Raw genomic sequence first — 21,605 nt, 5'->3', positions numbered from 1 at the left:
TCAACGGCTTGGGTCAACACGAAATGGTTTCTGGTCGTTACAGGAACCGTTTTTGGATTGATGGCATTTCCAAGCCTGACCAAGCAGACGTTTGTTGCCACAACTCCGCCGCCTCCCCTCGGACCGCTTTCGGATGAAGAGCGTGGCTCGATCCACAGCGATGTGTTGGACCTGCCTAAGCAGTTGGTCGAACATACAGCGTTTGCTCGCATCAACGGTCGATAAAGATCGTCTGACGTTTCACTACACACTAAACCAGGCCGCCGCCAATGGCTTCGATGCGACAGAACGCAGGACCGAGGTATTCGATCAGTTCTGCAATCTGATCCAGGGCATGTTTGCCAAAGGCAGGCACACTGAGATTGAAGCAAAATATCTGATCGACAACAAACCGCAAAGTTTTGTCATTACTCGAATGGATCGTGCAAACAGATAGCGCCAGGGATCAAAACCAAAGGGCCCGGCAGCCAAACGCACCGGGGCCTTTTGACTGAAGCTGCGGGAGAGACGTTGGCTTGGGTGAAAACGGGCAGAAGCGGGCTCGATGGCCGCCACCTGCACGAGGACGGGCGCTTTGCCTGGAGGCATCGCCCCTGCTCAACTGGTTCTGTCGATCCTGCCTCTTGCCGATTGCAACAGTGGCCGCAAGGCGCGCTGTATTTCGAGCAGGAACTTATTGCTGAAGCGACCTTGCGGCTCTTGGCTCCGATCAAAATGATAGGATCGCTCGGCAACGTCGTAGTTGTATTCACTGATGGTCAGCCACGCCCGCTTATGCTCCCGCAGGCCTGCCCGTCGTATCTCAAGCGCAGGAATTTCTATTGCGGCTTGTTCGTCCAGTGGTGATGTCCCGGAGATTGCCAAGATAACCAGATGGGTCAGGGAACGCCATGGCGAGGCAAACGGGTCGGTTTTTTTCACCGTGTTCACGGCCTTTCTCTGATTGCCAGCGCCACACAGATACGGATAGCGGACAATTGATCCGCTGCTCTAGCGAGCTCGGTCACTCATCGGTTTTGGCCTCTAGATCGGCGATTTGGCTGTTCAGACCGTTCAACAGCACTTCTGCCAAGTCTGCAGGCGTCTCTCCCAAGGCAAAAACGCGGCGAGGATCAGCACTGTCCATCATGCGTTCAAATGCCTCCTTGGAAAGAACAACAACGGTGTCCCGGCCATGTTTCGTGAGCACAATAGGTTCCCTTTGGGCCTGATCATGAAACCGGCCAAAATGGCGGATAAATTCAGCAGTCGATACTTTTGTGGCCATGTCGTCCTCCTATTCTGTATTTTCTGTATAATACAGAATATCGCAATTCGTTCAACAATAATCGGCAACGAATGGGCGGCTTTCGCCGCCCTCGCCGGTTATTCCGCCGCCTGTTCGCAATCGTCCGCGTCGAAGCTATCTGTCTCAGACGGCTCGATATCGCCATCATCTTCGATGTCATTGATGCTTTCCAGATCGGCAACAATGGTTCCGTTCAGCGGTTCGATACGTACATATTTTGGCAACCAGTTGGTGTCCCTTACCAGTCGTTCGGCAATGACAACGGCTTCGGCCTTCTTCTTGGCACTAGCAATCGCGCTTGCCGCTGGTTCTCCAGCCGCTGGTTCTGTCGCAAACTGATTACTTACCGTTCGTCCGGCATAAAGCTACCGACAATTATGGGAGCTTATCATGTTCAAGGGCCGCCATTTCGACCAATCAGTGATCTTGCGGTGCGTACGTTGGTATCTAGCCTATAGTTTGAGCCTGCGGGATCTGGAGGAAATGATGGCTGAACGCGGCTTGAGCGTCGATCACTCCACCGTACATCGCTGGATCATCCACTACTCGCCAAAGCTGCCTGACTGCTTCAACCGGCGCAAACGCATTGTCACGGGTAAATGGCACATGGATGAGACCTACATAAAAGTTCGCGGGCAATGGATGTACCTTTACCGCGCCATCGATAGTGCCGGCGACACGGTGGAATTCAGGTTCAGCGAACACTGCGACTTGCTGGCAGCGAAACGGTTCTTCCGACGAGCACTGGAACACCACGGCCGACCGGACCGTGTTGTCATTGACGATAGCCAAACCAATCATGAGGCGATCGTCTCATGCGACACTGCCCATCGCCTTCAAACCAACGCGAAGCATTCTATAAAGCCGGTCACAATTCGCCAAAGTCAGTATTTGAATAATCGGATTGAGCAGGATCACCGAGCGATCAAAAGGCGTGTTCGGCCGATGCTCGGCTTCAAATCCATGGCATCAGCGAGCGTCATTTTATCCGGCATCGAGATGATTCATATGATGCGAAAGCAACAGCCGAGGTTTGCCTTCAATCCCACGCCGTCTATCGCAGAGCAGTTCGAAATCCTCGCTTCATAAAATGCGATCGGTTCAAGCCGACAACCCTTGATGACGTTTGCAACAGAACCCTCAGAATGGCCGTGTGATGCCCCACAATTGTATACGGTCCCCATCTTGGCAAAGGCTTGATCATAATCGCTGCAGTTGCGTTCGACCGTCTACGCCACAACGGTTGACTCAACCCATGCGCACGACTGCACTGTCGCGAAACTCCTGGGTTTTCCGTGCGGGATTAAATCTCAGGCAAGGCCGAGAAAGACGGCCAGTGACCGCGTGACGGAAAGCATAGTTTCGTCATCAAGCCGCCCGAAGGACGGCCCGAGTTTGTCGCGCTTCACCGACATCGCCTTGTCGATCATTACTTGTGACGGCTTGTGCAGTCCGTTCTCGGGCGCCGGGCGCACGGTTGGTCGGATCAGGGGAGCGTCCACCAATGTTCCCGACACCAGCAGCACCGTCACCGTGCCGGTGTCCTCGAACTGATCAGCCTGGATAATGAGGGCCGGGCGAGGTCTCCCGAAATCCCCCGGCATGGCGACGGTAACGAGATCACCACGCCTCACGCATCGGCCTCGTCGTCCAGATCAGCAAGCACGGCGTCCATGAAGGCGTCCAGATCGCGGTCTGTTGTGTCAGCAGCAGCGACCGCCTGTGCCTGGCGGCGGCATTCGTCGGCAAACCCCGGACGGCGCGTGTCAGGAACCCATATCTGCACCGGACGCAATCCAGCAGCTCGCATCGCGTCCCGGCGCTTTTGGACCCGCTGCGTTACAGGGGTTGGCATGACTAAATCTCCACTCAATTGTTACATGTAACAAATAGGCGAAGAACGGCCTCTCGTCAAGCCAAGTGTCGCAAAAGTCAGTCGCGAAACTTAGGAATTGCGCGACAGACCCCTGATCGCTACCTCTGCTGAGCATCCTTCATGAGCGCAATTATTGCGCTGGTCAGAGACATGTCGGCGGTATTCACCGCGTAAATCTCGGACATATGGCTATGATCCTTGAGGGATACGAAGGTCGGACAGTGCCCTTTCTCGCACAGCGCAGTTTTCAACGCCTCGGCTTGCTTGATGTAGTAGGGAACGTCGATCTCACCATGAGCAACCAGAAGCGGCACCGTAGAGTTGGCTAGTCCACGGATTGAAGACCGCTCGGACCAAAGACTCGTATCTCCGAAATAGGCTTTCTGACCGGGCTGTTCGGCATTGGGGTCGAGAGCGAACGTTCCTGACAGCAGGATGCCCCCCTTCACGGCCGGCGAACTGCCGCGAGCAAGATAGCCGCCAACATGCGTCGCGCCCGCCGAATGGCCGAAAATGAAGATGCGCCCTGGGTCTCCACCGTACGCCTTGATATTGGCCTCAGTCCAAGCAACGGCAGCCGCGACATCATCGGTTCCGGCCGGCCAGGATGCCGCCGGAGCGAGCCGATAGGTCATATTGACCCCGACCATGCCGTTGGCGACCGCCCAGAGCATGACGTTGTCGTAGAACGGGCTCGTGCCCGTCCGCTTATCGCCGTGCTCATACCCGCCGCCGTGAAGGAAGATCAGCACCGGCTTCAAGCTGGCTACCTCGGACGCCCGAAAGACGTCGAGCCGGTTACGATCATGCGGGCCATATTTCTGATCCCGTGCGACGACGACGTTCTGATACGGCTCCTTGGCGTGCATCGCCTCATAGAGCTTGATCGTCTCGGGCGGATTTATCACAGGCCCGATCTTCCGCACCGTTTCGGCGATCTCCCGAGGCATGTCGGCGAAGGTCGGCGTTACAGCGCTGAGTGCTGCCGCCGCGTGTCGTCTTTGATTGATACGACCATGCCATCACGCCCCATTGTTGACGCTGCGGCGTGAAGTTTTCCTGAATATCTGCGTGGCCGCAATAGCGTTGTCGCGGAATTCCCGATTTCTGTTCGAGTTTCGCGTCGGATATTTGCTCCTTTGCACAATAGGGATTTCCGCGACAGGTTGCACGCGGTAGATTCCGGGCGATTTCACCGCGGCCGCAAGCCGCCTTGCGCATCGGATATGCCCGCGTTTCGACCGACGACCAGACCCTTGATCAGCAGCGCGCGGAGCTTAAGGCGGCTGGCAGCAAGCGGGTCTGTGAGGAAAAGATGTCCGACGCAAAGCGCGATCGGCCGGAGCTGGCGAAGGTGCTTGAAAATCTCCGCGCCGGCGACGTGGTGACGATCACCAGGCTTGACCGTCTTGCCCGATCGACGCGCGATCTTCTCGATATGCGGTTTTTGCGCTTGAAACCGGTCCAATTTGGAGTGAGAGCAAGATCAAATTGTAGGACGACAGCATAGGTACCCCCACAAAAGCTTATGCTCCCCTAGTTCTAAAGGACTGCTTTCTCGCGGAGATGGAAAGGGGTAGCATCGTCGCTGTTCCAGAGGGGATGAGGCGGTACAACTGGCCGCGCAATCAGCATTTTTCCGCCTCGGTCTTGCACGGCCAGATCAGAAATCTGGGAGGAATGCATGACAAGCACAGCCAGCCTTGGGCGCTGCGGCGTCCTCGCTTTAGCAGGTCTTGTAGGCGTCTGGTTGGGCGTCTCTACGGCTCGGGCCGAGGACGCCAACAAGGCCGCCATCGATGCCTTGAAAAAGTCGCTCGCCAAATATGAGGACTACACCGCCGCCGTCCGCGACCTCTATCTGTCGACAGTCGGCTGCGTCTACTACAGCGGAGAAAAGATACCGGGCGCGATGGATTACCCGAAAGGCGCCATGGGTATCCATTTCGTCAACGTCCCAAGCGTTGGCCAAAAACTCGATCCGATGCGCCCCAATGCGCTGATCTACGAACCGACGGAAAAAGGCCTGCGCCTGGTCGGGGTGGAATGGCTGGTGCCGCTGACGCCTGACATCAAAGAGGCGCCGACGCTGTTTGGCCAAACCTTCCAGGGACCGATGGAGGGACACTATCCGCTCATCCCGAGGGAGTTCGTCCATTACGACCTTCACGCCTGGCTGTTCAGGGACAATCCGAACGGCATGTTCAGCTCCACGAACCCGAACGTCAAATGCAACAAGGCCGAGTTTCCGATGCTGGAGAAACCGACCAAGATGATGCCTGGGCCAATGTAACGGGCGAGCCAAGCTTATGCGTGTCGCCCTAATGTGCTGATAGCTTTTGGGATACGACGTGCCTAAAACAAAGACTTAAAGCGCGTCGCTTGAAACCGTTCAAACGCGGCGCACTTTAGGAGCTTACCGAGCGGGCAAGCCGGACGGCTGGCTTGCCGCCGAAAGCGATCGGTGATCAGACCTTGGCGACGATGCGCATGAAGGCCGGCATGTCGTCACCGAAGCCGACGGTCGCGTCATTGTCTTCTTGATGGTGGCATGCAGCGGAACGGCTGCTTGAGGGAAACCCGTGGGGTTTTGAACTGCTGACACACAATGTCGCGCAAACTTTGAATATTCCGGCAGCGCCGGTGTCTGCCTGCACTCACGTCGACCAATGATCGAGCTTGCGCCCGATGGAAAACTGATCGGCATCCGCTTTAACAACCGTTCAACGGCGGCGATCACCGACGTGCCCTATGAGGATATGGCTGGAGTGCCTCCCATTTCGTCGGACTGTTCAGCTATTGAGATAATGCTTTGATGAACTGCCGAGGGGAAGTCATCTTCATCCCTCACGCGACTTTGCTCATTCGTGGAACGGTGAGCGGGCCGCTCCAGCCCTGTAACCATTCAGCTACCCCGGCCCGCATTGTTCGCCTGCGGTAACGGGCGTATAGTTTTGGCGACGGGGAGCGAAGGAACAATTCGCGGCCACCGGCGCTGGCCGCGCCGCACGGGAGGTGTGAAATGACCACATATGTGATGCTCATCAACTGGACCGAACAAGGTGTCAAGAGTGTGCGCGAGTCGCCGGCAAGGCTCGATGCGGCGAGGAGGCTGCTCGCGGAAATGGGTGGATCCTTCAAGGAATTCTACCTCACCATGGGCGAATACGATATGGTGGTGATAGGTGAAGCGTCTGACGACGCGGTTATGGCTCGGTTCGCCCTTTCCCTCGGCATGAAAGGCAATGTGCGCACGCGTACACTGAAGGCCTTCCCCGAAGCAGCCTATCGCGAAATCATCAACTCGCTCGGCTAGGCGCAAACCAGATGCCCGGCGCGTGAAGGAAGGCGGCGATGTCACGTTAATCTAAATTGTGGGCAACAACACCCGCAGCTCCGATTTCAGGCGGTCGCTCCAGTCACGGCTTTCCACTCTGCCATTGCATGAAGCCTGTGCCGGTGGATAGCGAAAGCGGTGCGGTTGTGATGGAGCGGAACGAACAGATTGCGCAAGGTTGAGAAGATCGAAACGAAGCGTTGCGCTCCACCCGGAGATCGAAAACCTTGCATGGACCATTCCCGTTTTCGTAGAGGCACATGAGCACTCTCGGCCCGGTTGTTAAGACCCTTGTGCGAACGATGTTCGACATTGGGCATGATCTGCCGCTTTGCTGCACCATAGGAGCGTTATCAATTGCCGTTGATGAAGCTGTCCACAATCCAATCGGAAAGGTCCGGCCAGTGTCCCTCGAAGATCTGATCGTGAGACCAAAGCTGGACAGACCCATCCGGTAAAAGACAATAATAATCGCCGTTGTCCCGGCAGATAGGCAACCAGTCGCTCGGGACGCCCAACTCCCGAGCGCTCGCTACGCTCGGAAGAATATTACACCGTCCTTCCCTGTCGGCACGAAGATAGAGCAGCTCTTTGCTCAAAACGATATTCCCGGCGTTTTGGACGAGATATCGGTAATCGGCCGATAGCTTTAGGCCAATCTCGTCTTCGACATACCGGATGACATCGTCATCGGGAAGTGGGATTGGTGAAACAAACCGGTCATCATGGGTCTCGATAAGCCTGACCGCTTCCCGAATTTCGGCTGACAGCATGAATATACCCTGAGATCCTTTCGTCCTGAAACATATTAAGCAGATTGCCATCCGGAGCAAGGCTGCAACGGCGGTTGATAATAGCATCCAATGAACTGCTGAAGGACCGATAGCGGACTTCACCCGTTTGACCAGATGAACGATTTACGGCGGCGAAGCCGCTAGGTTTTCCTTGTCGGCGCCCCATTAGGTTAGTTCGGCCCATGTCAGACGCCAATCCAAGCGACCTTCAGAAAATCCGCGAAGATGCGAAATTTTGACGTCATCCGTCAGACCAAAAGTCGTGCGAGTGCTTCATCCACCACAGGGCGCATCAAGGTATAGCCGCGATAGTTTGGATGGACGCCATCCGGCAGAACGTCGGTCTTCGTCGAGCCGTCGCTGTTGCGATAGGCCGAACAGTAGTCTGCAAGGATATGCCCCCGCTCCTTCGCTACCTTTGCTAACCATTCGTTCAGGCGGCCGTCCTTGTCATAGCCTTGAATGTTCTCGTTCGTCGAACCATCGGCATTGGTAATGCTCGTCCGTTTCAGCACGTAGCCGTTGGATTCAGACACCAGAACCGCGTCGCCAACGGTTCCTGTCGTTCCATCTGTGCGAGTATATTGCGACGTTCCCTTGATGGACGAGCCATCGGTAAAGTTTTGCCCGCTACCCTTTGGCGTCAGGTCAATTGAAGCAATACCGAGCTCGCCCAGCGTCTTCATCTCGCCGTTGACCATCACCTTGAATTCGTTCCAGCGTGCATCGCCGGAATCGAGTTTGCCATTGTGGTTTGAATCGAAAACGTTCTTGATCGCTTCCAGATCACTCGATGCCGACTTGTCCCATTCGGTAAAGACGAACTCGTTCGACTGGTTGATTTTGCCGTCATTGTTCGTGTCGATGACAAGAACGCCAGTGCCCTTGCCCGCCCAGGCCGTGCGATGCAGATAGCCGTCGCCGTTCAGATCAAGGAACTGGGTGGAAGATGAAAGCGGATCGATGTTGATGCCATTGCCATCCACATCAATCAGCACAGGTTTACCACCACCTCCAACGCTACCAGTAGTGCTATAACCCTGTGGCTCTAAATCGTAGACGTCCTTCGTAATATCCATTTTTAATCCAGGTGAATCATCTGGATTGGTGCCCATACCGTCTCCATAGGTCGATTTTTCGCCTAGGCCGTTGCCTTTTGTCGCCTTTCCGTCCCCTAATCCATATCCACCACCTCCATTTGCGTTGGTACCTCCTTTACTTCCGCCGCTTGACCGGCCACCGCCGCCACCGGCACTACCAGTACTGCTCCTACTCCCGCCCCCGCTCCCGCTTTTTCCGCGACCCTGACTTCCACCAAAACCAGACATTCCTCCGCCTACGCTGGATACCCCGCCGCCGACATTGCCTCCGTTGCCTTCGCCACTTCGCCCCGAGGCAGTACCCCCACCGCCAAAGTCACCATAACCTGATGGCCAACCGCCAAGACTAGTTTCTCGTCCGCCGACTGGTCTGGAGGGATCAGACGGATTTCCTGGAGCGACCGGCATCCTTGGAGCATCAAGCTGAGATATGGGACCAGTCACATAACCGGGAGCGATACCGCCCGCCACTTGCGACGGTGTAGGTGTTGTTGCAGGAGCGAAAGCGATGTCCGATGGCGTGACGACATCAGAGATTTTTCGGGGTCCAAAGAATTCAGGATTGTTCCAAGGTTCGAACTTAAAGTATTCATTGGTCAAAGGATCAATATTTGGTCTCGGAAATGCTGGAGATTTGTCGCGAGGCACGTTTCCAAAGTAAGCGCTGTTCTGAGGCCACGGCCAAGGGAGGAGCTTAGTGCTACGTTGCGAGCTGGCGAGCAGTTATAGCCTCCGCGTGTGCCATCGCGGCAGCCTTGGTTTTGAAGGGGCCGACATCGTTTTCTTCGGTGTCAGGTAACCACTTCGGAAGGAACCACCAGCCTCCAGGACGATAACTGGAACTGCTCCTCACTGAGCCGACATCCTTGGCGAAGAACCAGCCGGAGTCAACTCCATCCTGCTCCCAGGAGATACTCTGCACTGTCATGACATATCCAATCGCTGCCGATTTTACCGGAGCATTTTATCCGTGCGATATGCCCAGGGCAATAACTCTTCGATCCGACTATTGGGGTGGCCGTTGACGATCCTGGTGAGCACGTCCGCGAGATAGCCGAGCGGTTCGACATCATTGAGCTTGGCGGTCTCGATGAGCGAAGCGATGGTCGCCCAGTGTTCCGCTCCGGCGTCGGAACCTGCAAACAATGCATTCTTGCGATTGAGAGCAATTGGCCTGATGGATCGTTCGACGGTGTTGGAGTCGATCTCGATGCGACCGTCGTCGATGAACCTAGTCAGTCCATCCCAGCGTGACAGGGCATATCGGATCGCTTCAGCCAGCTTTGTCTTCTGGCTGATGAGCCCGAGCTGTTGGGTGAGCTAGGGCGCAAGGTCATCGGTGATCGGACGGCTCTTCTCTTGTCTGATGGTACGACGATCATCCTGCGTCCGGCCGCGCACCTCGCCTTCAATCTTGTAAAGTTCGGCAATGCGCCGCAGCGCCTCGGCGGCAATGGGTGCGGGACCGGCGGCGGCCAATTCGTAAAAGCGCCGACGAACATGAGACCAGCAGAACGCCAACGAGACGGTGTTCTTGGCGGCCAACGGGCGATAGCCACTGTAGCCGTCGACTTGAAGAATGCCGACGAAGCCGTCGAGATGGGTCATCGGGCGCTCGGCTTTGCGGTCTGGTGCATAGACATAGACAACACCGGGTGGATCGGTTCCCAGCCATGGTCTGTCGTCGCGGGCATAAGCCCAAAGCTGTCCCGTTTTGGTCTTTCCTCGCCCTGGATCGAGCACCGGCGCTGTCGTTTCGTCGGCAAATAGCTTTGATGATGTCTTCAAAATATCGAGCAGCCTTTGATGAATGGGCCGCAGATGCCAGGCAGCGCGTCCGACCCAATCACCAAGGGTCGAGCGGTCGAGGTCGATTCCTTGTCGCTTGTAGATTTGCGCTTGCCGGTAGAGCGGTAAATGATCGGCGTATTTGGAGACCAGAACCTGGGCGACGGTTCCCTCGGTCGGAATACCACCTTCGATCAGCCGGGCGGGAGCTGCGGCTTGGACGACCACATCCTCGCAGGATCGGCAGGCATACTTGGGGCGACGCATCACCAGCACACGGAACTGAGCGGGAATGATATCGAGCTTCTCGCTGACGTCTTCACCTATCCGATGCAGATCATGACGGCAGCCTGGACACGTATGGTCGTCGATATCGATGATCATTTCGATGCGCGGTAAATGGGCTGACAAAGAACCCCGGTTCGCTCGCCGTTTGGCAACGCGTGCCTGGCGCTCAGCGACCGACGCCTCTTCCTTCGCTTCGAGACCAGCCGCCTCGACCTGTTCGGCTTCTTCCAAGCCTAACAGAAGCTGGTCTTCGGGAAGCGTTTCGGCGCGACGGCCAAAGCGATGACGCTGCAATTCCTTGATGATCTGGCGTAGGCGCTGGCACCCTCGTCAAGCGAAGCAATGGCACATGGACTCTTGACCAGACCCAGAACGGCCTCACGACCAGCGACACCCAATTTGAGGGCGGCGCCACGATCGTCAGAACCAACTGGAAAGCGCCAAGGTCGTGGCGATTTCAAGCAAACGGCGTGCGGCTCTTTCCGCCCGTTCACTTACCCAAAACCGCTACCCGGTCCTGTGCCTCGGCAAAACCCTTCAACGATACGCTCAGCATCACCGGCTTGTTGTCGGCACTGGCAACTGCATTGATCTTCAGGGCCTGCCCCTTGCGCAATGCAGCCAGCTTCGCCGCATCCAATGACAGCGGAACAATGCAACCGATTGGTAGGCAGGTTTTGAACGGTAAGGTTGCATCGGGCTTACCGTCATCGATTTGCAGGGTTGCGCCGGATGCCAGCGCCAGGCCAAAGGGCAGCACCAAATTGCCCTCGGCATTCTTTTCGCTCTGCATCGCCAACTCGATATTCAAAACGAGCTGGCCATTCTGCTGCGACTGCTGCTGCGAAAAGGCACAGTGCTTGGCTGCCTCCTGCTGCACGCAGGCAACGCGCCAATCCTGAAACATCTCCTGTATCGACGAGGCTCCACCCGGAAGGGTGGAAGCCGGAGCCTGCGCATAGGCCTGACCGCACACCAGGAGAGTGCCGGCCAGAAATCCCAATCGCTTTATCATGTTGTTACCACTTGATCCTGAAACCGGTCGTGCCATTCAGGCTATAGCTATCGCCGAAATTGGCAAGGCTGGTATTCACGGAAACCTCGCCGTAAACCGAATATTTGTCGTCGGCCCAATTGTAGCTGCCGCCTGCTCCGATGCCGCCCCAGAACCGCTCGTTGCCACTGACAAATTTCGTCGTGGATACATCAACCTGCGTGCCGTCGAGGAATTCGTAGTAGAGGTTAGCAATACCGTAGAGGTTTGTCCGGGTCATTTTGCCGGATTTGTCCGCCCAGGCGTTCTGGTAATTGGCGGCAAGGCCAAGACGACCCTTCAGGCTATCGCCGCTATCCAGCGATATCCTGGCACGGAACGGATCGGTAAAGCTGTCGAAATCGACGGCAGAATAGGAGAGCTGTGCCTGCGGTGTCAGCGTCCAGTTCTGGTTGATGGCGATCCGTTTACCGGCTTCGAGACTGAAGGCGTAGCCAAAGCCGTTATTGCCATGGGCCATGGTCCGCGCTGCGGTATCGGACTTCAGATCACTGTCGAACCATGTCGCCTGCGCCTGACCGTCGACATAGAAACCATTCTGGCCATACCATGTCAGCGTTCCGCCGAACCCATAGCCGTCGGTGTCGATCGTGCCTGTTCCATAAACCGATGAAATATCGGCAGAGACATTGCCGTAATGGGCGGTGATGCCGCCGATCAGAGTACCGGCGTCGCTCTCATACAGCTTTCCGTCGACACCCGACTGGAGCTTCCAGATGTCATACTTGTAGTCTGTGCCGCTGGTCGACGTCTTCGGCTCGGCGTTCATATGGGCCGCTTCGATACGGGTCCAGATCGCCCGGCCGTCGACGCGGGTCGTGCCTCCGTCGGACGGCAGAGGTTCGGCTTCCGGTGTACCCGGTCCGTCGCCCTGCGCAATGGCGGCATTTCCGGCGCCCATCCAATAGCGATTGCCCACACGCTGCTGCAGTGTCGGCAGCCCGTTCAGGCCGAGAAGCGTCTGGGCATAGGCTTCATAGAGCGGCACACCCGGTTGATAGAGCGGGTCAACAACCTGCGGCACGACAGGCGGAACCGAGGGCGGCGTAGCCGGGTTGGTCAGGCTCGAACGCAGATACCAGTCGCCATCGGTTGGCGTGGTCACGCCATTCTTGTAAAGCCGGTAGCCATAGGCGCCTGCGACGATCGCCTGCTGACCCTGGAAAATGTAGTCGCCTGCCAGCGCGAAGGTCGCGTTGGAAGCACCAGCGATATCGACGACCTTGATGCCGTTAACCGTCGCCGCGCCAATACCGCCGATATTGGTCACTTTCAGGGTTGACGTACCCTGCGTATCACCACCGACTTTCACGAGGTCGGTCACGGAGGAATCGTTGCCAAGCACCGTGTTGAGCGCAATCGTACCGTTGTTGCCGGTATAGCCGCCCGACATGGCAAGAACAGTGCCGGGTTTGCCGCCTAGCGTTACAAGACCGGCATTGCTCAGCGACTGTACCGTCTGATCATAGCCCTTCAGGTCGACCGACGCATTAGCGGCCACCGTGTAGGCCGAGGCTGCGCTGAAGACATTAGTTCCGCCGGCAACCAGCGTTCCCGCCTTGACCGTTGTCGGCCCACTGTTGGAGGCGTTGCCGACGAGAAGCATGGTGCCGCTGCCATCCTTGGTGATACCGCCTGCCCCGCTGAGCGTGCCATTCAGGGTCAGCGTCGTTCCCGCATCGGTGAGCAGCGTTCCCGTGCTCAGCGTATTGACCGCCCGCGGTGTCGCAATGTCCTTGGTGGTGTGGAGCGTGCCGCCGTCGAAAGTCAGGCCACCGGCAGCCGCACCGAGATTGTTGTCGCTGGACACCTGGAGGGTGCCGCCGCGGATGGTCGTTCCGCCGGTATAGCTGTTGGCATGGTTGAGAACCAATGTGCCGAGGTCGGTCTTGATGAGCTGAGAATTGCCGGTCAGCTCGGCATTGATGGTCGCGGTGTAGCCTGTACCGTCGGACGTACCGTCGCCCACACGGATAATGGACGATGGCGCCCCTACCAGCGTAATGGCATCGCCATTGACGACATAGCCGTCGGAGGCAAACTGCATGCCCGATACATTGACCTTGCCGAGACTGTTGTCCACCAAGACGGTGCCCGGCTTGGCCAGGAAGATGGCAAATGCGGCATCCTGGAACGGCGCATTGACCGATCCGGTCTGTTCCGTCCAGTTGTCGTTGCCGGCAAAGTTCTGCCAGACACCGTCACCGCCGTTGACCGCGCCATTGTTCTTCGGTCCGGCATTGCCATCCCAGTAGTTCAGCACGAGACCGTTGGTATTGACCAGATTGACCTGATTGGCCACCGATGTCTGCACGTAGAAGTCGGGCGACGGAATGGTTCCGATGTTCAGGCCGTTGTTGGTGAGGGCGCCGCTATAGCTGATCACCCGATAGACACCGGGGTCGAACGTACCGCCGGATGTGGTCGCCACATTCAAGGTACCATCGAGAACGAGATCGCCCTTGACCTTCGTTAGGTCGTTGAATGCACCACCGACGATGTTTGCCTGGCCGAAACTGTAATCGAGAATCGAGCCCGAGGTGAGGGAGAGGTTCTGATTGATCGTCAGCGTGCCGGGAACGGTGCCGAGATCGCCGGGCGACAGGTGGGCGCCATCGGCAACCACAACGCTGCCACCGATGGTACCCGTACCGCCAAGATTGGCGCCACTATTGACCGTGGTCAGGCCGGTCGCCGCCGATTGATCGCCGTTGACGTAGAGACTGCCAGTGGCAACTGTCGTCGCCCCGGTATAGCTGTTCGTGCCGGTCAGCACCGTATTGCCGGAACCGCTCTGGAGCAGAGTGCCGGTGCCGGAGATCACGCCGCCGAAATTGACCGTGTCGGACCGGTTGAACACCAGCGCACCGTTGTTGGCGACATTCCCAGTAATGTTGCCGGATGTTCCGCCGTTGCCAAGCTGCAAGGTGCCGCCGGCAATCGTAGTGCCACCGCTATAGCTGCTGCTCCCGGTCAACACCAAAGTACCGGTACCGGCTTTCGTCAGATTGCCCTGCCCCGTTATTCCCTGCGATACGGTCGAATTGAAACCTTGCGTGTCGATCGTTCCACCCGGCGCATTGACGCTAATGGCGCGCGATGCGGCCAAATTCAGCGCCGTGTTCAGTTGCAGCGTACCGCCGTTGAATGTCAGTGAACCGGACGCCGCGCCGAGAGCACTATCGGCGCCGATTGCAATCGTCCCCTGATTGATCCGGGTACCGCCGGAATAGGTGTTTCCACTTGGGGATGCGGGGCTGAGCGTCAGAACGCCAGCGCCTGTCTTCTCCACTGCACCCATGCCGGTGATGAGGCCTGTGTAAGTTCCAGCATCCGGCTGGGCAAACCGCACCAGACCATTATTGGTCACTGTTGGCGGCAAGCTTTGCGCGCGCGCCTCAAGTGTGCCAGGTCCGTTGACGGTAACGCTTCCGTTGAAACTGCTGTTGTTGCCGGTCAGCGCGAGCGTGCCCTGCCCGACTGTGACCGCCAGAGGCGTTCCGCCGCCATTGTTGCCGATCGTTCCGGAGAGTGTCCAGCGGCCGTCGCCTGCCTTCAGAAGCGTCTGGAAATTGCTGATGCTTCCGGCCAGAACGTCCTGCGAGCCTGCCACCCCGTCAAGGACCAGCGCGTTCGTCCCGCCGCCGCCGTTGAAACTGCCGGTGATGACCGACCCGGCTTCGAGTGTCAGTTTGTCGTTACCGCCGCCGAATGTGAGATTTCCCTCGACCCGCGCGCCGGTGCGATTGATGAAGTTCACATCGCTTGTGCCGCCATTGCCGATAACGTTGGCATTGCCGCCGTTCACCAGCGTCCGGATGATGCCGTAATTGTCGATGACATTCGGCGCGCCGTTGACCTGGTCCTCGAACCATATTGCAGCGCCTGATTTTGATTGAATCAATCCATTGTTGACGATGCGATTGCCAAAGCCGTGCACATTGATGGCTTCGGCATTACCTGCGGTGCCCGTCGACAGTATCTGGCCGCCCGTCTGGATGGTCAGCGTGCCGTTGCTGCCGAATTCGACAGTGTTTCTGCCGGTGCCGAAGCTCCCGCCGCTGGTCGTTGTTGCTGCATTCTGGACCGTTGCATTGGATCCGATGGTGATAGTGGCATTGTTGCCGAGGCTGATGGCATTGTCGTTGCCAGTGCTAACCTGGGCATTGGGATCAACATTCACCGTCGCACTGTTCAGGCCTGGACCGGTGCCAACCTTGCTGGCCTGGATACCATTCGTATTGCATGTTGTCGTTCCGCCGGTGACGGGTGCCGGTGCGCAGACAGCGAGCGCTTGCGAGGTCAGGAACAGGTCAGCGATGACAATGAGGGCAGTGGAGGCTAACAGTTTAGTGACGATCACTGATTTCTGGCTCAAGCTATAGACCCCTGTTTGAAATATTGATTCAAATTTTGAATTATATTTTAAGTACGGCGCTACAACCGGATCGTGCAACCTAAAATAGTATCGGTTGCAACGGCTTTGTTACCATCTGTGTCATCTGCGCATCACATGTGGCCATACATGTAGAAAAAAGAATGAGAAATTCCAATGTTGCCGATATTTCAAACTCAACCTGCAGAAGAAATATCAATCAAATCACGCCGCGAACAACATTCAGTCGAATCGCTCTTGACAACCATCCGCCACCTAAACGCGCGCTTGGCCAAATGCCGAAACATTTGCTGACAAGCATCGCCGCTCTCAAAGGTTGGGATTGGGGAGTATCCGTTATGATCAAGGGGTGATTTCTTGCCATTTTCCGTTGTGTTCAAGATAGGAGTTGGCGAGGATCAGGAGCTTGCGCATGATAGCGGTGTTAGCGACTTTCGTCGGTTTTCTAGCTTTTCTCAACGCCTCGTACTTGGCCTTTAGCTCGGGATTGAAAAAGATCGAAATCCAATCAAACCACGATCCGTGCACCAAAGCCCTCCTAATGGCTTAGGCTGTTGTGCTGCCCCGAGGAGGCGGATCGTGATAGATAACATCGTATCACTCCGCTGCTCGCTGAATATCAGCATAGATGGCCTCGATGCGCGCGGCCTCTGCGTCGCTGAGCGCCAAAAACTCCTTGTCGCGGGCCCGTTTTGACAGTTGTCCTTCGTTCTGGCGCAGGAAACGGAACAAGAGGTCCAGCAAGCGATCGGGCATATCGATCATCTGCTGGACTTCGATCTTGAACGTGTCATAGATGCGTAGGAATGCTGTCTCGGCCGGGAGATCTACGTCGATCGTTCGAGCTACGCACTCAAACAGGAATTCGGCGTGTGGTGTCGCGTCGAAGTAGCGGTAGAAGTCGGCAGTGTCGTTCAGCACCGTGATATTGCCGCGATCCGTTGATTGCCAACGAACAAGTGGCAAAAGGCGACGTGAGTAGCTTTCCAATACGGTCCGATAGGCATCAATGCGGTCCAGGATGACGGACGAGACCGGAAAGACGAGACCGGGAGGGTTAAACCCGCGCTCGGCGAGAACATGATGGACCAGGTAGCGGTGCAGTCGGCCGTTCCCGTCCTCGAAAGGGTGGATGTAGATGAAGCCGAAGGCAAGAGCCGTTGCGGCGAGAACAGGATCGAGGTGCTGCGCCGAGTTGCGGTCGAAAGAGGTCAGTCCATCGATCAGGGAGGGCAGATCTTCATGTCTGGCGCTGACATGATCGGGGATCGGCGCGCCCGTCAGGCGATCATGCTCGCCGATGAAGCCACCCTCAATGCGCAGGCCGAGATGGACGAAGCGCGCGTCGCCGATAACGATGCGCTGCAACCGCTCCAGTTCTGCGCGGTCTATCGGACGGCGGCCAGCCTCACCGATCACTTGCCCCCAACGCTGGACGCGATCTTGCGGCGGATCCTCTCCCTCTATCTGGAAGCTCGAGCGCGAATCCTTGAGCAGCAGGAATGCAGCGGTGCGTGCAAGCAGGTCCGCCGGCACTTCGGCGATCAACTGCCGCGCTTCGTTGCCAAGCCCACGCGCAACGAACGCTTCGAGCGCGGGCGTGCGAAAAATCAACGGACAGAAGGCCGGTGTACCAGGCAAATTGTTCTTCACCCTGTGTCGGGTGGAACTCGTTCCACCCGCCGCGAACTGCAGGTCCGGATCGACGATAAGGGCATAAGTGCCCTGTGTCGCATCAGGCAGATCAAGCCGTGTATCGAGCAGCCATTCGTAGATAAACCACAGCCGTCGCGCATAAGCGCCAGTGGGTGCGGCGCGCACTATGTTGGCGACCGATTCAGGACCTGTTTTTCGGAACAGTTCTTTCAGAACCGCGAGGTCCAGTCCTTCGTAACGTAAAGCGAATGTCAGGTGTCCGACAAGAGTATTGTCCGGCTGGTGGCGTGGGGTGTAAATGTTCCAATCCTCAGCCTGATAGACTTTGTGACGTGGACCGATCGCCGACAGGGTAATTGGCACAGGCACTGGTAATTCAAAAGCATCGATCAGGGTCGCATAGCCGACAGGGATGGCAGTTTCCGGCATTCTACGGCCGTGAAAAATGCTGACAGCACCTGAAAACGGCTTTCTTTGTCCCTGTTGCATGAATCCTGATATCCGTCACTGAAAATTAGTTTCACAGAGAAGCTCTCATGAAATTCAATTACTTGCAATGAATTTCGATAATAAAGAAGCTATCTTTGCGAAGACTGATTCTGGCGACACATTGGGCATGGCAATTTCCAAATACAGAAGATAAGGGGTTCTGTCGCAAATTTTTCGGTTGAATAGCCGCGACCTTATCTCTAGACGCACTTATGCTGCGAGTTCCGCAAAGACCTGAAATGGTGAGCGGTTGTCGTTGGCGAACTGGTTCTTACGGATCATGTGGGCCACTTCGACCCCCGCGATAATAGCTGAGGCGGAATGCAACGCCTTGAAGCCCACCATCGGCTTGGTCATCCGCTTGATGAGCCTGTGGTCTTGCTCAAGGATATTATTCAGATATTTAGCCTGCCGGATTTCAATGATGTCGCCCGTTCCAGTGAATTTCAGGATCGTGTTGACCGCCTGCAGCCCAGCCAGACTGGCTCCACTTTTGTCAATGACCACCTTGTCTGGAACGCCGTTGATTGCGATGGCTTTCTCGAAAAATCTGCGCGCCGCAGTTGTTGATTTGCATTGAGAGCTGACCCGGGATTGCGGGAGAAGCAGAAATAACACCCTCAAAATGGGATGGATTGAAGCGGCACATTGGGAACCCGTTCCTGCATTCAAATCACCACGTGTAACTGAGGCCTGCGCTGCCCCTGATGGCATTGCGCTTGCCACCACCTGAATCGCCCAGCGCAAACTGGTAGTCGGCATTGGCGTAGAGGCTCACGCCATTGCTGACTTTCGCGGTGACGCCAGCGCCGAACTCCAAGCGTGTGCCCTTTTCGATCAGCGGCACGAGGCCGGTGCCCGCATAGGTCGTCATGGAGCGCCCACCCCAATCCTGCCAGAGATTAGCCCTGAGATAGGGTTCCCAGACCCGCCCGCTCTCAGTCTGAACGTTCCATTTGGCCCGCACGCCGAGACGACCGCTGGCGCCAGAGCTAGTGCCGAGCCCAACTTCGCCCAGCCCGTCATAGCCGTGCTCGAAGGCGACCCGCTGCCAGAGAATCTGAGCCTGCGGCTCCAGCACGAAGCCGGGGCCGTAGGGCAGATGGAAGGGATAGCCGCCCTCCAGTGAGGAAATAAAGCCGGTGCCGGTGGTCGAGAGCTGGGCATAATCGGTCCTGGCCGAACCGCTATAGCGGGTCGCCTGCACGACCGCGTCCACATACCAGCCGTCGGGGCCGTAATGGGTCCAATAGGCGCCTCCCGACCAAGCATCGAGAGCGAGATTGCCGGTTTTGCGCAGGTCGTAGCCGGTGGCGGCCTCGTTGGTGACAAGGCCCTTGGCGTCGACATCGGCTTGACCGTAGGCGACATAGAGACCTGCCTGGTCGTGGTGACCGGGGGCAAGCGAGCCGCGCCAGAGATCGAGACCGGCTTGGAAACCGGCGATGTTACCCTCGGCGCGCGGATCGGTGAAGGAACGGTAGCGGTTATCAACATGTTCGCCAAAGACGCGAGCCCAGATGGCGGGACGCCATGCGCCAGTCGGATCAGCCTGGTTCGCACCGCTATCGCCGACACGGTCGTTGAGCGTGCCGAGTGACGCCATGCCCAACTGACGGGCCATCGGCTGTACGATGCTGTAGGTGGCGATCTCGGGACCGATGATCGGATAGACGCCGGGTGGCAGGACGGGGTCCGGCGGATCGGGCGGCAATATGGGGGGCTCGGGCGGTTCCGGAGGCTCGGGCGGCCCGACGACGAAGTCAGAGCGCAGGAACCAGTCCTGTGGAGCGACATCGCCGATGCCGCCACGGAACAGGCGATAATAATTGAAGCCGCTGCGCAACTGTCCAGGCATGGTGAAGGCGGTCGCGGTGGTGGTTGCACCGTTGATCGCCTTGACAACGAGGATACCGTTGCCGGTTGTGCCCTGACGATGGCCCCCGACATTGGCAACGGCGACGCGGGTGACGCCTGTGGCCGTGCCTCCGTCGATGACGAGCTTGTCGGAAGGCGACGTATCGGAATCAAGCACCGTGTTCAGCGCCAGCATGCCACCAGCACCTATATAGTTGCCGCGCACGGTGAACGTGCCGAACGTGCTGGCGCCTGCTACCGCGCTGCCAGGCGTTAAGGTGCCGGAATTGGTGAGATCGCCCACCAGGGTGCCGAAGCCGGCGAGCGTTGCTCCCGAGGCGATGGTCGCCGTCGGGACTGTCAGCGAGCCGTTCAGATTCAGAATGCCGCTGTTGAAGAAGGCGCTCGTCGCGAAAGTGCTCGCACCGGTGAGCGTCCACTCGCCGCCTTGCATGTTCAACGTCTCGAAATTGGAGAACTTGTCCAGGTTCTCCATATTGGATCCTTGCAGGGTGAGACTGTCGTCACCGGCTCCACCGACGACTCTGCCGTTGATCACCGAGCCGGTGGTCAGCGTCAAGCTGTTAGGAGACGTGCCGACCTGATCGAACGCAATCGCCGTGCCGCCCGTCCCGGTGATGGTGCCGGAGTTGGCGATATCCATGCTTCCCAGCGTGGCGCCGATGCCGGTGTTGCCGGAGATGGTGCCAGCATTGGCGACGACCGTGCCAGGAACGCTGGAGGCATTGATGAGCGGTCCCTGATAGATACCGTAGGCGCCGCCATTGATCAAGCCGCCTGCTTGGTTCGTGACGGTGACACCGCGCGACCCGCCAATGTATACGCCCGCGCCGGCGCCGAGCGACGGGCTGCCGTAGGTCTCATCGAGGGTCGTCGCCGTGCCGGTGATTGTCCCGGCATTAGTGACGGAGAAATTCGTACCGCGACCGAAGGCGACGCCGCCGGCACCGGTGATCGTAGCGCCAGCGCGGTTGTCCACGGTGCTGCTGCCGTAAAGATAGGCGCCGGCGCCGGCGCCACCCTCGACCCGACCCGAGTTGGTCAGCCCAACGAACGTATTCAAGTCGGCGCCGTAAATCCCCTGTGTCGTCCCCACGATCAGTGCGCCAGCTTCGTTGGTGATTGTCGTGGGGCCGCGCAGAAGCTGGATGCCCATCCCGCTCGTGCCGCGAATAACGCCGGTTCCCGTGTTGGTGATGGTGTTGGCGCCGAAACCGGAAAGGCTGATACCGACCACCCCCCGGATTGTGCCGTCGTTGCTGATGGTGGCGCCTCCGACACCGGCAACGCCCATCCACGCGCCAGTGACAGTGCCGTGATTTGTCAAGTTGATACCGATATCCGACGAACTCAGGCCGTGGCGGCCGCCGCTAATTAGGCCGCTCACCTCGTTGACGATGGGAACGGGCGAGTTGTCGAGACGGATAGCATCGTAGGTGCTCTGGATCGTGCCCGTATTGGTGATCGTACCAGTCGCGTTCGACAGCCATGCAGCGTAGCCGGACGGAGCTGAGCCCAGGCCGGTGCCGACGATCAGACCAGCGTTAGTCAGGTTCACGGCGGCGTTCACCGCCGAAACACCGATCCCACCGGCAATCTGTCCGCTCGCCCGATTGTCGACGGTCAGCCCGCCGCCGGCGCTAGAGATGCCGGCATCCGTG

The 21,605-nt window shown here is 57.6% G+C and carries 16 protein-coding genes and 7 pseudogenes; 6 read left to right on the top strand and 17 right to left on the bottom strand.

Annotation, left to right across the window (positions count from 1 at the left end):
* Positions 1–142 precede the first annotated feature (142 nt).
* Positions 143–436: a hypothetical protein gene (locus ACZ5FP_RS25345; protein ID WP_464665261.1), complete on the top strand. Its 294-nt coding sequence runs from the start codon at positions 143–145 to the stop codon at positions 434–436.
* 161 nt (positions 437–597) lie between these two features.
* Here the strand turns inward: ACZ5FP_RS25345 and ACZ5FP_RS25340 are convergent, their stop codons facing one another.
* The 3 genes from ACZ5FP_RS25340 to ACZ5FP_RS25330 form a co-directional block, all read right to left on the bottom strand.
* The gene (locus ACZ5FP_RS25340) at positions 598–930 is read right to left on the bottom strand and encodes a hypothetical protein (protein WP_464665260.1); all 333 of its coding nucleotides are present in this window, start codon (positions 928–930) and stop codon (positions 598–600) included.
* Positions 931–1,003: 73 nt separating this feature from the next.
* Complete coding sequence (locus ACZ5FP_RS25335; RefSeq protein WP_464665259.1) at positions 1,004–1,267, bottom strand: type II toxin-antitoxin system prevent-host-death family antitoxin; 264 nt, start codon at positions 1,265–1,267, stop codon at positions 1,004–1,006.
* Positions 1,268–1,365: 98 nt separating this feature from the next.
* Positions 1,366–1,512, bottom strand: a complete 147-nt coding sequence (locus tag ACZ5FP_RS25330) for a hypothetical protein (protein WP_464665258.1) — start codon at positions 1,510–1,512, stop codon at positions 1,366–1,368.
* A 166-nt stretch (positions 1,513–1,678) separates the two neighbouring features.
* On the opposite strand from ACZ5FP_RS25330, the gene ACZ5FP_RS25325 reads away from it, so the two are divergent.
* Complete coding sequence (locus ACZ5FP_RS25325) at positions 1,679–2,377, top strand: IS6 family transposase (protein ID WP_464665257.1); 699 nt, start codon at positions 1,679–1,681, stop codon at positions 2,375–2,377.
* Between the two features lie 221 nt (positions 2,378–2,598).
* Here the strand turns inward: ACZ5FP_RS25325 and ACZ5FP_RS25320 are convergent, their stop codons facing one another.
* The 3 genes from ACZ5FP_RS25320 to ACZ5FP_RS25310 form a co-directional block, all read right to left on the bottom strand.
* Positions 2,599–2,922 carry a type II toxin-antitoxin system PemK/MazF family toxin gene (locus tag ACZ5FP_RS25320; RefSeq protein WP_464665256.1) on the bottom strand — a complete coding sequence of 108 codons (324 nt, stop codon included), beginning with the start codon at positions 2,920–2,922 and terminating at the stop codon, positions 2,599–2,601.
* Positions 2,919–3,143 (bottom strand): antitoxin MazE family protein, encoded by a 225-nt coding sequence (locus ACZ5FP_RS25315; RefSeq protein ID WP_464665255.1) that lies wholly within the window; start codon positions 3,141–3,143, stop codon positions 2,919–2,921. Before ACZ5FP_RS25315 ends, ACZ5FP_RS25320 begins: the two co-directional genes overlap by 4 nt.
* Before the next feature lie 119 nt (positions 3,144–3,262).
* Positions 3,263–4,114 (bottom strand): alpha/beta hydrolase, encoded by an 852-nt coding sequence (locus tag ACZ5FP_RS25310; protein ID WP_464665254.1) that lies wholly within the window; start codon positions 4,112–4,114, stop codon positions 3,263–3,265.
* A 263-nt stretch (positions 4,115–4,377) separates the two neighbouring features.
* Here ACZ5FP_RS25310 and ACZ5FP_RS25305 point away from each other — a divergent pair.
* The 3 genes and pseudogenes from ACZ5FP_RS25305 to ACZ5FP_RS25295 form a co-directional block, all read left to right on the top strand.
* Positions 4,378–4,647: pseudogene (locus tag ACZ5FP_RS25305) on the top strand (recombinase family protein); the annotation flags it as partial.
* A gap of 201 nt (positions 4,648–4,848) precedes the next feature.
* Complete coding sequence (locus tag ACZ5FP_RS25300) at positions 4,849–5,457, top strand: hypothetical protein (protein WP_464665253.1); 609 nt, start codon at positions 4,849–4,851, stop codon at positions 5,455–5,457.
* Between the two features lie 729 nt (positions 5,458–6,186).
* Positions 6,187–6,480, top strand: a complete 294-nt coding sequence (locus ACZ5FP_RS25295; protein WP_464665252.1) for a GYD domain-containing protein — start codon at positions 6,187–6,189, stop codon at positions 6,478–6,480.
* Positions 6,481–6,566: 86 nt separating this feature from the next.
* On the opposite strand, the pseudogene ACZ5FP_RS25290 reads toward ACZ5FP_RS25295, so the two are convergent.
* The 8 genes and pseudogenes from ACZ5FP_RS25290 to ACZ5FP_RS25255 form a co-directional block, all read right to left on the bottom strand.
* Positions 6,567–6,851: pseudogene (locus ACZ5FP_RS25290) on the bottom strand (DDE-type integrase/transposase/recombinase); the annotation flags it as partial.
* Positions 6,852–6,854: 3 nt separating this feature from the next.
* Positions 6,855–7,274 carry an SMI1/KNR4 family protein gene (locus tag ACZ5FP_RS25285; protein ID WP_464665251.1) on the bottom strand — a complete coding sequence of 140 codons (420 nt, stop codon included), beginning with the start codon at positions 7,272–7,274 and terminating at the stop codon, positions 6,855–6,857.
* A gap of 269 nt (positions 7,275–7,543) precedes the next feature.
* Positions 7,544–8,410, bottom strand: a complete 867-nt coding sequence (locus ACZ5FP_RS25280; RefSeq protein ID WP_464665250.1) for an EF-hand domain-containing protein — start codon at positions 8,408–8,410, stop codon at positions 7,544–7,546.
* Between the two features lie 936 nt (positions 8,411–9,346).
* Positions 9,347–10,792 (bottom strand): annotated as a pseudogene (gene tnpC, locus ACZ5FP_RS25275) (IS66 family transposase); the annotation flags it as partial.
* A 169-nt stretch (positions 10,793–10,961) separates the two neighbouring features.
* Entirely contained in the window at positions 10,962–11,486 is a 525-nt protein-coding gene (locus ACZ5FP_RS25270) for an invasion associated locus B family protein (RefSeq protein ID WP_464665249.1), read from the bottom strand.
* A 4-nt stretch (positions 11,487–11,490) separates the two neighbouring features.
* Positions 11,491–12,879: pseudogene (locus ACZ5FP_RS25265) on the bottom strand (autotransporter family protein); the annotation flags it as partial.
* A gap of 180 nt (positions 12,880–13,059) precedes the next feature.
* Positions 13,060–14,547 (bottom strand): annotated as a pseudogene (locus tag ACZ5FP_RS25260) (beta strand repeat-containing protein); the annotation flags it as partial.
* Positions 14,548–14,754: 207 nt separating this feature from the next.
* Positions 14,755–14,826 (bottom strand): annotated as a pseudogene (locus ACZ5FP_RS25255) (hypothetical protein); the annotation flags it as partial.
* Between the two features lie 1,238 nt (positions 14,827–16,064).
* Between ACZ5FP_RS25255 and ACZ5FP_RS25250 the strand changes: the two are divergent.
* A complete protein-coding gene (locus ACZ5FP_RS25250; protein WP_464665248.1) occupies positions 16,065–16,274 on the top strand; it encodes a hypothetical protein in 210 nt (69 codons plus the stop codon).
* Positions 16,275–16,518: 244 nt separating this feature from the next.
* Here ACZ5FP_RS25250 and ACZ5FP_RS25245 read toward each other — a convergent pair whose 3' ends face one another.
* The 3 genes and pseudogenes from ACZ5FP_RS25245 to ACZ5FP_RS25235 form a co-directional block, all read right to left on the bottom strand.
* Positions 16,519–18,066 (bottom strand): Fic family protein, encoded by a 1,548-nt coding sequence (locus tag ACZ5FP_RS25245; RefSeq protein WP_464665247.1) that lies wholly within the window; start codon positions 18,064–18,066, stop codon positions 16,519–16,521.
* Positions 18,067–18,276: 210 nt separating this feature from the next.
* Positions 18,277–18,630, bottom strand: a pseudogene (locus tag ACZ5FP_RS25240) (DDE-type integrase/transposase/recombinase); the annotation flags it as partial.
* Positions 18,631–18,739: 109 nt separating this feature from the next.
* The gene (locus ACZ5FP_RS25235; RefSeq protein ID WP_464665246.1) at positions 18,740–21,502 is read right to left on the bottom strand and encodes an autotransporter family protein; all 2,763 of its coding nucleotides are present in this window, start codon (positions 21,500–21,502) and stop codon (positions 18,740–18,742) included.
* Positions 21,503–21,605: the final 103 nt, after the last annotated feature.

The organism is Phyllobacterium sp. T2-21 (assembly GCF_055378485.1).
The sequence above is the reverse complement of the archived record's forward strand: the minus strand, read 5'-3'. Positions and strand labels throughout refer to the sequence as shown.